This is a genomic window from Pseudomonas sp. GW821-FHT10C09, from assembly GCF_059415465.1.
Map to the genome: position 1 here is coordinate 64477 of NZ_JBWKNG010000030.1, position 10982 is coordinate 75458.

At 59.8% G+C, this 10982-nt stretch carries 14 protein-coding genes; 7 read left to right on the forward strand and 7 right to left on the reverse strand.

Annotated features, from left to right (window positions below; genetic code table 11):
* The first annotated feature begins 120 nt into the window (after positions 1-120).
* The gene (locus tag AC07N8_RS26025) at positions 121-348 is read left to right on the forward strand and encodes a DUF6555 family protein (protein WP_483843602.1); all 228 of its coding nucleotides are present in this window, start codon (positions 121-123) and stop codon (positions 346-348) included.
* 99 nt (positions 349-447) lie between these two features.
* Here AC07N8_RS26025 and AC07N8_RS26030 read toward each other — a convergent pair whose 3' ends face one another.
* Genes AC07N8_RS26030 through AC07N8_RS26040 form a run of 3 tightly spaced genes read right to left on the reverse strand, consistent with a single transcriptional unit; the run spans position 448 to position 1672 of the window.
* Complete coding sequence (locus tag AC07N8_RS26030; protein WP_493146474.1) at positions 448-600, reverse strand: hypothetical protein; 153 nt, start codon at positions 598-600, stop codon at positions 448-450.
* Positions 601-659: 59 nt separating this feature from the next.
* Positions 660-971 carry an AzlD domain-containing protein gene (locus AC07N8_RS26035; RefSeq protein WP_185044989.1) on the reverse strand — a complete coding sequence of 104 codons (312 nt, stop codon included), beginning with the start codon at positions 969-971 and terminating at the stop codon, positions 660-662.
* Positions 971-1672, reverse strand: coding sequence for an AzlC family ABC transporter permease (locus AC07N8_RS26040; protein WP_310267520.1), 702 nt, complete (start codon positions 1670-1672; stop codon positions 971-973). The genes AC07N8_RS26035 and AC07N8_RS26040 overlap by 1 nt, the downstream gene beginning before the upstream one ends.
* A gap of 186 nt (positions 1673-1858) precedes the next feature.
* Between AC07N8_RS26040 and AC07N8_RS26045 the strand changes: the two genes are divergently transcribed.
* From AC07N8_RS26045 to AC07N8_RS26055, 3 genes are read left to right on the forward strand one after another with little or no spacing between them, the layout of a single operon-like run.
* Entirely contained in the window at positions 1859-2791 is a 933-nt protein-coding gene (locus tag AC07N8_RS26045; RefSeq protein WP_493146476.1) for a GGDEF domain-containing protein, read from the forward strand.
* A gap of 59 nt (positions 2792-2850) precedes the next feature.
* Positions 2851-3225 (forward strand): DUF2784 domain-containing protein, encoded by a 375-nt coding sequence (locus AC07N8_RS26050; RefSeq protein WP_493146477.1) that lies wholly within the window; start codon positions 2851-2853, stop codon positions 3223-3225.
* 22 nt (positions 3226-3247) lie between these two features.
* Complete coding sequence (locus AC07N8_RS26055) at positions 3248-4165, forward strand: LysR family transcriptional regulator (protein ID WP_483843598.1); 918 nt, start codon at positions 3248-3250, stop codon at positions 4163-4165.
* Positions 4166-4167: 2 nt separating this feature from the next.
* Here AC07N8_RS26055 and AC07N8_RS26060 read toward each other — a convergent pair whose 3' ends face one another.
* Positions 4168-5745 carry a sensor domain-containing diguanylate cyclase gene (locus tag AC07N8_RS26060; protein ID WP_493146479.1) on the reverse strand — a complete coding sequence of 526 codons (1578 nt, stop codon included), beginning with the start codon at positions 5743-5745 and terminating at the stop codon, positions 4168-4170.
* Between the two features lie 114 nt (positions 5746-5859).
* The gene (locus AC07N8_RS26065) at positions 5860-6387 is read right to left on the reverse strand and encodes a DUF3087 domain-containing protein (RefSeq protein WP_493146481.1); all 528 of its coding nucleotides are present in this window, start codon (positions 6385-6387) and stop codon (positions 5860-5862) included.
* A 216-nt stretch (positions 6388-6603) separates the two neighbouring features.
* Between AC07N8_RS26065 and ppnN the strand changes: the two genes are divergently transcribed.
* Complete coding sequence (gene ppnN / locus AC07N8_RS26070) at positions 6604-7977, forward strand: nucleotide 5'-monophosphate nucleosidase PpnN (RefSeq protein ID WP_483843595.1); 1374 nt, start codon at positions 6604-6606, stop codon at positions 7975-7977.
* Positions 7978-8113: 136 nt separating this feature from the next.
* Here the strand turns inward: ppnN and AC07N8_RS26075 are convergent, their stop codons facing one another.
* Together AC07N8_RS26075 and AC07N8_RS26080 are read right to left on the reverse strand one after the other, a co-directional pair.
* On the reverse strand, positions 8114-9175 hold the full coding sequence (locus AC07N8_RS26075; RefSeq protein WP_493146483.1) for an alpha/beta fold hydrolase: 1062 nt from the start codon (positions 9173-9175) through the stop codon (positions 8114-8116).
* 54 nt (positions 9176-9229) lie between these two features.
* Positions 9230-9490: a DUF2790 domain-containing protein gene (locus tag AC07N8_RS26080; RefSeq protein ID WP_493146485.1), complete on the reverse strand. Its 261-nt coding sequence runs from the start codon at positions 9488-9490 to the stop codon at positions 9230-9232.
* 191 nt (positions 9491-9681) lie between these two features.
* Between AC07N8_RS26080 and AC07N8_RS26085 the strand changes: the two genes are divergently transcribed.
* Both AC07N8_RS26085 and AC07N8_RS26090 read left to right on the forward strand, forming a co-directional pair.
* Complete coding sequence (locus AC07N8_RS26085) at positions 9682-10422, forward strand: response regulator (RefSeq protein WP_483843592.1); 741 nt, start codon at positions 9682-9684, stop codon at positions 10420-10422.
* A gap of 161 nt (positions 10423-10583) precedes the next feature.
* Positions 10584-10886, forward strand: coding sequence for a phage infection protein (locus AC07N8_RS26090; protein WP_483843591.1), 303 nt, complete (start codon positions 10584-10586; stop codon positions 10884-10886).
* Positions 10887-10982: the final 96 nt, after the last annotated feature.

The window sequence follows — 10982 nt, forward strand, 5'->3', positions numbered from 1 at the left end:
TTCTTTTCAGCCTTCTCATTTCTGCGCACTTATTTCTGCACACTGCCTGCACCGCAGATCTGCCTGAATTCCCCATTCCACTGCTGAGCTCAAGCCCAAGGCTGACCTCAGGAGCAAGACATGAGCGAACTCGTCCCCTACGCCGTGCACTATTTGTTCGAAGGCGTTCGTCAGCACTTTTTCAAACTGGCCGAACAGTTTTCGGATGTCGACGCGATTCATTCGGCGTCCGCCCATGCCTATCCGCAGTCCGGGCGAAAGATCGCCGCACACGCCACACTCGACGCCGCGCGGTTGACCGCCACGCAACTGGGCATCACCCAGATACGCTGGAACGAGGCTATCTGACTTATCCCGACGTTTACTCAAGAAAATCTCGAGACAAACGAAAACTTGTGGCGAGGGAGCAAGCTCCCTCGCCACAGGTACAGTGTCGCGTTTAAGTGGTCAGGGCTTCAGCGGACGCTCTTCGTCGCGGTCTGACAGTTCCCGACTGTCGTCATGTTTCCAGTCCTGCCGCGAACTTTCCTGCCGCTTGATCTCTTCCTTCGTGGGTTCATCCTCATCTTCAAAATCCGGATGTTTTTGATCGTTGGCCATGCGCACCTCTCTTCCAGTGAAGGGACCCATTAAGCGTAGATCACATTCGAGCGCTCGACTCAGAGCCACCAACGCAGCAAAAAGAAAAAACCCATGCTCAGGAGCATGCTCAGCAAGGTGTTGCGGGTGTAGAGCACCAGCCCCACCGCCACCAGCGAACTGATCAGGTACGGGTTGTCCCAGTGCAAATTCAGCTGTTTGTCAGGCATGAATACGATCGGCCCGCAGATCGCGGTCAGCATGCCCGGCACGGCGAAACCGAGGAACTGCCGGGCGTTGCTGCTCAAGCGCACCGGCAACCGCGGTTCGAGAAACACGTAGCGGTTGAGAAACACCAACACACCCATTCCGAAAATCACCGCCCACACCATCATGCTGTACGCCCCAGGTAGAGTTTGTTGCAGATAAAACCGGCAGTCATGCCCGCCAACCCGGACAGCACCAGCGCCGAGCCCCATTGCCAGTAGCTGAACAGCACCGAACAGAACAGCGACACCGCGACGCACACCACCGTGGGCACGTTGCGCACCACCGGCGTAATCAAGGCGATGAAGGTGGCGGCGATGGAGAAGTCCAGGCCCAGATGTTCCAACCCCGGAATGCTGCTGCCCAGCACGATGCCCGCCAGCGTGAACAGGTTCCAGGCGATGTAAAACGTCAGCCCGACGCCCAGCGCGTACCAGCGATTGAATTGCTGTTTGTCGTGCTGGCTGGTCAAGGCAAACAACTCGTCAGTGAGCAAAAAGCCCAACCCCACCCGCCAGCGCCCCGGCAATGGCGAAATCACCGAACGCATGCTCATGCCATACAGCAGATGCTGCGAAGTCAGTAACAAAGTGGTCAGCAGAATCGAAAAGACCCCGGCACCGCCCTTGAGCATGCCAATGGCAACCAACTGTGCGGCCCCGGCAAACACAATGCTCGACAAGCCCTGCCCTTGCAGCGGCGTGAGGTTGGCCTCGATGGCCATGGACCCGGCCAACAATCCCCAAGGCGCGGTGGCCAGGGACAGCGGCATGATCGCCGCGGCGCCGCGCAGAAAGGCACTGCGCGGCATGATTGAATTCGTCATAACGCCCTACAACCGGTGGAAGACCCGAGACTGTGCCAGCAGTCGCGGCGGATGGCTTGAACAATCTTGCGCACTTTTGCCGTGAGCGAGTCTAGTGAAGGTGCTCCGTTCATCGGCCGGGCGCTTGATTCGCCTCGATAGTAGCAACATGATGGCGCTGCATATTTCCTTGAGGCCAGGCCCTGCATGAGCTCAGTCGAACCCGATAGCGATGTCTATAAAACCCTGCTTGAGTCGACCAATGCGATTCCCTGGCGGATCAACTGGAAAACCATGACCTTCAGCTACATCGGCCCGCAGATCGAGGCGTTACTGGGCTGGAAGCAGGACAGTTGGGTCACGGTCAACGACTGGGTCGAGCGCATGCACCCGGACGATCGGGATTACGTGGTGGAATTCTGCGTCTCGCAATCGCGCGCCGGGGTCGATCATGAGGCGGATTATCGGGCACTGACCCAACAGGGCGACTACGTGTGGATTCGCGACGTGGTGCACGTGGTGCGCAAGGACGATGAAGTGGAAGCCCTGGTGGGCTTCATGTTCGACATCAGCGAACGCAAGAAAACCGAAGAACACCTGAGCCGGCTGCAGAAGCAACTCGAAGAGTATTCGTTCCAGGACGGCCTCACCGGTATCGCCAACCGACGCATGTTCGACACCGTCATGGAGCGCGAATGGGGCAATGCCCAACGCACCGGTTTGCCGTTGTCGTTGCTGATCCTCGACATCGACTACTTCAAGCAATTCAACGACCACTACGGCCACATCAAGGGTGACGAATGCCTGCGCCAGGTGGCCCAGACGTTGTCGCTGGCGGCCAATCGACCGCGTGATTTCATCGCCCGGATCGGCGGCGAAGAATTCGTCTGGCTGCTCCCGGAAACCGACGCCGAGTCCGCACGGCTGGTGGCGCGCAAATGCCTGCACCTGATTCGTCAGCAGCAGATTGTCCATGAGTTTTCCCCGGTATCGCCGCTGTTGAGCGTGAGCCTGGGTGTCGGCACCACGGTCGCGCCGCTGCAAGCGACGGCTGTCGACTTCATCGAGCAGGTCGACAAGTTGCTCTATCGCGCCAAACACAACGGGCGGATGCGCGCCGAGTTCGCAGATTTGCGCTGAACACCGGGAGACGTCCGAGTACCATGAGGCGATCCACCTAATCAGGTCAGGGAGTCGACATGCTTTACCGGATCGCCGCCGACGGGCTGGTGCTGTTTCATCTGCTGTTCATTCTGTTCGTGCTGTTCGGCGGGCTGCTGGTGCTCAAATGGGGGCCGCTGATCTGGGCGCACCTGCCTGCTGCTGCGTGGGGCGTGATGGTCGAAGTCTTGCACCTGACCTGCCCGCTGACCCAGTGGGAAAACCTCATGCGCCAGGCCGCCGGGCAAACCGGCTACGGCGGCGGCTTTATCGAACACTACGTCTGGCCGGTGATTTACCCCGCCGGTTTGACACCCGCGATTCAATGGGCGCTGGGCAGCGTGGTGCTGGCGATCAACGTGCTGGTCTATCTTCGGTTGTTCAGGCAGTGGAAACTGCGCCGGGCCACTTGAAACAAACGCCGAGGATGGACCCATGCTGTCGATTGAAGACCTGTCATTGCTCCAGGCCATCCGCGAAACCGGCAGCCTGTCGCGTGCCGCTGCGCACTTGGGCAAGGCGCCGTCAACCGTGTCCTACGCCGCGCGGCAACTGGAAGAGCGCTTCGACGCGCTGCTCTTCGACCGTCGTCGCTACCGCTTGCAGCTCACCCCGGCCGGTGAGTTGCTGGTGAACGAGGCGGCGCGGTTGATGCAGGACGTGTCCCGCCTGACCCAGCGGGTGCAGCAAGTGGCCAACGGCTGGGAAAGCCGACTCTGGATAGTCACCGACGAACTGCTCGAATTCGAAGCCTTGATTCCGGTGATCCACGAGTTCGATGCCCTGGAATCCGGCGTGCCGCTGCGCATAACTCAAGAGGTCCTCAAAGGCGTCTGGGAAGCCCTGCGTGAAGGCCGTGCGGACCTGATCATCGGCGCCACCAACGAACCACCGGCAATCCCGACCCTGCGCTGGATGCAGTTGGGGGAAATGGAGTGGGTGTTCGCAGTTTCACCGAAACACCCGCTGGCCAAGGCCAAAGAACCGATTTCCCGGGCCATGGTTGCGCAGCATCGGGCGATTGTCGTGGCAGATTCATCGCGGGTCACCGAGGGCAGCACTTACGGTGTGTCGGGCGGCCAACCGGTGCTTGCCGTGCCGACCATGCGCGCCAAAGTGCTCGCTCAATGCGATGGCCTGGGCGTTGGCTGGCTGCCCCGGCACCGGGTGAGCTCATTGCTGAAAAACGGCACGCTGGTCGAAAAACAAATGGCTGACCCACGCGAGCCAAACATTCTCTACGCCGGCTGGCGCGGCGATCATGACGGCCGCGCTTTGGGCTGGTGGCTGGAAAAACTCAAGCAATCGTACCTGTCCACCAAACTGGTGCAGGGCAGCGACCGGTTTGTCTGACCTCAGTTGGCAATCACGCTCATGTTGCGCCCGCTGGACTTGGCCACATATAAGGCTTTGTCCGCTGCGGTGACCACGTCGTCAGGCTGGTCCTGCGAGGCGGTGTTGTAGGCGCAAACGCCGACGCTGACCGTCACCCTGCCCTCCGCGCTGTCGAGGTGTTCGATGTCATCCAGCAGGACGGCGTGACGAATTTTTTCCGCCACCAGGAACGCGCCGACATAGTCCGTGCCGGGCAGCACCACCGTGAACTCTTCGCCGCCATAACGGGCGGCAAGGTCGCCGGGGCGCTTGATGTTGTCCTTGATGATCGCGCTGATCCGGCGCAAACACTCGTCACCGGCGACATGACCGTAGCGGTCGTTGAAGCTCTTGAAGTGATCGACATCGATCATCAGCATCGCGAGGTGGGTCTGGGTGCGCCGGGCGCGACCCATTTCCGCGAGGATAAACAGGTCGAACTGACGCCGGTTGGACAGGCCGGTCAGCGCGTCCTCCAGGGCCAGCAGCTCTAGGCTGCGATTGACCTCGATGAGTTTTTCCTGACCATCGAGCAACACGCGCTGGAAGTGATGTTGCTGCTTCATGAAGTGAATGAGGCGGTAACCGAGCGCGCCCAGAAACAGCAGCAGCGACAACACGATCCCCGCGCTCAGCGCCGTCTCTTTGCGCCAACTGGCCAGGACTTCCTCCTTGTCCAGCGCGGCAAAGATGATCAGCGGATAGCCGCTGACCCGCCGAAACCCGACCACCCGCTCCACACCGTCGACAAACGACTTGACGGTGGCCGTGCCGGAATCGCCTTTGGGCAACAGTTGGGTAAACAACGGCCCCTTGGCCACGCTGCTGCCAATGTCCGCCTCTTTGAACGGCCGACGCACAACAATGCTGGCGTCATCGGCAATCAGGTTGATCACCCCGTTCTGGCCCATGTCGATGCTGTCGTACAGCTCAAGGAAATGACTGAGATAGATCGTGGCCAGCGCCACCCCGGCAAACCGGCCATCCGGATAATTGATCCGGCGTGACACGGTCATGATCCATTCACCGCTCGAGCGACTTTTTATCGAGCGACCGATATGCGGACCACGGTCGGGATGGTCACGATGGAAGATGAAATATTCACGGTCGGAATTGTTGGCGTTGGGCACCTCTGCGCCATTGGAGTTGGCGATCCAGCGCCCTTGTTCGTCGTAGACAAACAAACCATGCAGTTGCTTGAGCTCGTCGCGTTCAGTGCGGAGCAAACGCTGCAACCGCGGCAGTTGCTGCGGGCCGGCACCCTCGTTTTCGAGGCGGTCCACCAAGGCAAACAGCAGCGTATCGGCCTGTTTGATCGACGCCTGCGCCTGCGAGGCCAGGGTCTGCGCCAGGTTGGACATCGCTACTTCTTTGTCCTGCAGATGGTACTGGCGCGAGTTCCAGGCTTCCCAGAACACGATCGCCGTCATCGACAGGCACACTGCGACGAGCAGCACCACCGCATAGCGAACCTTGAGCCTTGACTCGATCTGGCCGGGCACCCAAGGCGTGGCAGGACGCGGGTTTGCAATCGGATCTTTGATGGACGGATTCCCCATGACAGTCCCTGATTCGTTATGACAGGGCGATTTTTCCTGTTCGCCCTTTAGATGTCGCATCAGAAACACAATAGGTGATTTGCCGGTCCCGTGACGGGTTTGTGTCGGGAAACCTTACTTCGACGCCTGTTTCACCGCCTCAAGCCAGGCCGGGTCCAGGCGGGTCTGGTCGGTGTCGATGCCCAGTTCCTCCATTCGCGCCTTGTGCTGATCCATCTCGCGAACCAGTTGACTGTGGTCGCTGGAGTTGGCGTCCAGCTCGTGCATCTGGTGCAGGCCCAGGTGGTAGAAACGCAGCAGTTTCATGGCCACTGGATCACCGGTCGCCACCGCTGCGGTGACCTGATGCATGATGTTGGTGACGCTCATCAGGCTGCGTTTGAGCTGCCAGCCGTAGACTGCCGCAGCCATCCAGGGCTGGCTCCAGAACTTGCCGCGCATCAGCGCCACCATCAGCAACACCGCAACAAACACGCCGCCGACGTTATAGCGCAGGTTATCGCCGCCGGGCTCACCGAACAACGCCACCGCCGCCGTGGACAGCACCATCGCCAGCGCGAGGAACATCAGGGCAATAATCACCGTACTGCGGCGCGTCTGTTGTCGATAGGTTTGAGCGTTCTGCGGCTGGATTTCGAACATCGCGACAGGTTTCCTTGGGAGCAGAGACAAAAAGAAAGCCAGGCATTATCGCCTCTGCGAGGGATTTAGCTATGCTGGGGCTCCTTTTCATCTTTTCATCGTCAAACGGGGGACATGGCGGTATAGCCCAGTTCGTGCCATCTTCATCCATGGATACACACTATTCGGATGCCCTTCGCGCGGTTCGGCGAGTGACATCGTTTTAAGGATCATTGAATGACCCAACGACAAGTAATCAACGCCTCGGTCAGCCCAAAAGGCAGCCTGGAAACCCTTTCCCAACGCGAAGTCCAACAACTGAGCGAAGCCGGTTCCGGCAGCACCTACAACATCTTCCGCCAGTGCGCCCTGGCCATCCTCAACACCGGCGCCCATGTCGATAACGCCAAGACCATCCTCGAAGCCTACAAAGATTTTGAAATCCGCATCCACCAGCAAGACCGCGGCGTGCGCCTGGAACTGCTGAACGCCCCGGCCGACGCCTTCGTCGACGGCGAAATGATCGCCAGCACCCGTGAAATGCTGTTCAGCGCCCTGCGTGACATCGTCTACACCGAAAACGAACTCGACAGCCAGCGCATCGACCTGAGCACCTCCCAGGGCATCAGCGACTACGTGTTCCACCTGCTGCGCAACGCCCGCACCCTGCGCCCCGGCGTCGAGCCGAAGATCGTGGTCTGCTGGGGCGGTCACTCGATCAACACCGAAGAATACAAATACACCAAGAAAGTCGGCCACGAACTGGGCCTGCGCAGCCTCGACATCTGCACCGGTTGCGGCCCCGGCGTGATGAAAGGCCCGATGAAAGGCGCGACCATCGCCCACGCCAAGCAGCGTATCCATGGCGGTCGTTACCTCGGTTTGACCGAACCCGGGATCATCGCCGCCGAAGCGCCGAACCCGATCGTCAATGAGCTGGTGATCCTGCCGGACATCGAAAAACGCCTGGAAGCGTTCGTGCGCGTCGGCCACGGCATCATCATTTTCCCCGGTGGCGCGGGCACGGCTGAAGAGTTCCTGTACCTGCTCGGCATCTTGATGCACCCGGACAATGCCGGCCTGCCCTTCCCGGTCGTCCTCACCGGGCCCAAGCATGCCGCACCGTACCTGGAACAACTGGACGCATTCGTCGGCGCCACGCTGGGCGACGCGGCGAAGAAACATTACGAGATCATCATCGACGATCCGGCGGAAGTCGCACGGCAGATGACCCAAGGGCTGAAAGCGGTCAAACAGTTCCGCCGCGAACGCAATGACGCGTTTCACTTCAACTGGCTGCTGAAGATCGACGAAGGCTTCCAGCGTCCATTCGATCCGACCCACGAAAACATGGCCAACCTGAAGCTGAGCCGGACACTGCCAGCCCACGAACTGGCGGCCAACCTGCGCCGTGCGTTCTCCGGCATTGTCGCCGGCAACGTCAAGGACAAGGGCATTCGCCTGATTGAGCAGCACGGGCCGTATCAGATCCGCGGCGATGCCGAGATCATGCGTCCGCTGGATCAACTGCTCAAAGCGTTCGTCGCCCAGCACCGGATGAAACTGCCGGGTGGCGCGGCGTATGTGCCGTGTTATCAGGTTGTGGCATAACCCACGACCCGACTAACACCAAAAATCCCTGTGGGAGCGAGCCTGCTCGCGAAGGCGGTGTGTCGTTCAACATCTATGTTGACTGACATGGCCTCTTCGCGAGCAGGCTCGCTCCCACATGGGCTAGTTTGGGTTATTACAGGTGATCAGCGTCGATCACTGCCTTGGCAAACGCCTGCGGATCTTCCTGCGGCAGGTTGTGGCCGATACCGCCATTGATCAAGCGGTACTCATACTTACCGGTAAAACGCTTGGCATAATCCTCGGCCGCCGGATGCGGTGCGCCGTTGGCGTCCCCTTCCATCGTGATGGTCGGCACCGTAATCGACGGCGCCGTGGCCAGTTTCTGTTCCAGCGCTTCGTATTGCGGTTCGCCCTGCACGATGCCCAACCGCCAGCGGTAGTTGAAAACGGTGATCGCGACATGGTCCGGGTTGTTCAACGCGGCGGCACTGCGGTCATAGGTTGCGTCATCAAAAGACCATTTCGGTGACGCCGTCTGCCAGATCAACTTGGCGAAGTCATGACGGTTTTTTTCGTAGCCGGCCTGGCCACGATCGGTCGCGAAATAGAACTGATACCACCACTGTAATTCAGCCTTGGGCGGCAACGGGTTCTTGCCTGCGGCCTGGTTGCCGATCAGGTAACCACTCACCGACACCAGCGCCTTGACCCGCTCCGGCCACAACGCCGAGACGATGTCCGCCGAACGCGCGCCCCAATCATAACCACCGAGTACGGCCTGTTTGATTTTCAGCGCATCCATGAAGTCGATCACGTCACTGGCCAGTGCGGCAGGCTGGCCGTTGCGCAGGGTCTTGTCCGACAGGAACTGCGTGTCACCGTAACCCCGTGCATACGGAATCAGCACCCGGTAACCCTTGGCCGCCAGCAACGGCGCGACTTCGCTGTAGCTGTGAATGTCGTAGGGCCAACCGTGCAGGAGAATCACCACCGGACCGTCGGCGGGCCCCACCTCGGCGTAAGCCACATTCAGCAAACCAGCCTTGACGTGCTTCAGTGGACCAAACGAGTCGTGCGACTCCGCTTTCGCCGCCACCGGCTCCGCAGTCGGGGTCGCGGCTTGCGCAGTGGCAGCGCCCAAGGCACCGAACTGCAGCAACGCAACAGCCAGCATCGTTGGCGCCAGGAAGCGGCGGCGTGATTCGGTTTTACGGCTCAACACATTCATCGTCATAGTGAGTTCCCTGCCAGTCATTTGTCTGTTGTTTTGCACGACGTAGTGGATGGATCAACTACCCTGATTGCCGCAATCCGCGAACTTGCTGTAGTCGAGCACTTTGTGCGAACCGCTGGAATCAAGGTAGCTCAGGCGGGCATTGACGAGGCCGCAACCGCTGCCGGTGTCTTCGATGGAAATCACTTTCTTGATATCCAGATGAGTGCCGTGAGCAGAGACCGGCTGTGTGGTTTGATCAGCGGCATGGGCCGAGAACGCGGCAACGTTCAGGACGGCGAAGAGGCTGGCGGCAATGAGTGTGTTCCAGTTCATGATCAGTTCCTCAGGGTGGCGATAGTCAGTGGCGGTGAGGCAAGTTGTCTTGTCTCGATGGAAGCCATTTAATCGCCCGGAGGTATCTGCCATGTGTCGTCAACACCGCGTTATTAAGGCGTAAGGTGTCAAACAGCGCCTGCGATACACTGCGATACAATTCCCACAGCGAATAACAAGAGGGTTGAGCAATGGATCACGTGAACCACATCCTGATCGTCGATGACGATCGCGAGATCCGCGAGCTGGTGGGTAATTACCTGAAGAAGAATGGCCTGCGCACCACGGTGGTTGCGGATGGCCGGCAGATGCGCCATTTCCTGGAAACCAATCAGGTCGACCTGATCGTGCTGGACCTGATGATGCCCGGCGATGACGGCCTGGTGCTGTGCCGGGAATTGCGCGCCGGCAAACACAAAGCCACGCCGATCCTGATGCTCACCGCCCGCAACGACGAAACCGATCGCATCCTCGGCCTGGAAATGGGCGCCGACGATTACCTGACCAAACCCTTCGCCGCCCGCGAGTTGCTCGCGCGGATCAACGCGGTATTGCGCCGCACGCGGATGCTGCCGCCGAACCTGCTGATCACCGAAACCGGTCGCCTGCTCGGATTCGGCCGCTGGCGACTCGACACCACCGCTCGCCACTTATTGGATGACGAAGGCACCATGGTCGCCCTCAGTGGCGCGGAATACCGTTTGCTGCGCGTGTTTCTCGATCACCCGCAACGGGTGCTGAGCCGCGATCAGTTGCTCAACCTGACCCAGGGCCGCGATGCCGACCTGTTCGACCGCTCCATTGATTTGCTGGTGAGCCGCTTGCGCCAACGCTTGCTCGATGACTCACGCGAGCCGACCTATATAAAGACCGTGCGCAGCGAAGGCTACGTGTTCTCCTACCCGGTGGAGCTGCTTGGCGCCGAATCCTGATCGGGTTTTGTATCCGTCTGTATAAGAACCCGCGACAGATACGCAAACCCCGATTTCGACGGGTTCGCGCACACATCACCGATACACCCGAGCGTTTAACTGTGTTCACCGGATAGCAGCTGCTACCGACCCACTCAAACTAAACGCACGGAGTATCACCCATGTTCAACTTCTCGAAAGTCTCGTCCCTGGCACTCGGTCTGGCACTGGTCGGTGGTCTCGGTCTGTCTAACCTGGCATCGGCGAACACCGCCAGCGCCGTGTCCCACAGCCAACATCAGCAACTGCTCGTGGAAGGTGGTTCGGATCGCCTGATCCAGAATCGTGTCGCTGAAGGTGGCGCGGATCGTCTGCAAGAACTGCGTGAACGTGTGGCGCTGATCAGCCCGAGCAACGCCGTGCGCGGTGGCGTGGTGGTGGCAGAGAACCGTCCTGAGTTCGGTTCGAAATATCAGCGGTACTGATCACAATCCACACCACAACGAAGATCCCCTGTGGGAGCGAGCCTGCTCGCGAAGGCGGTGTATCAGTCAGCATTGATGTTGAATGACACACCGCCT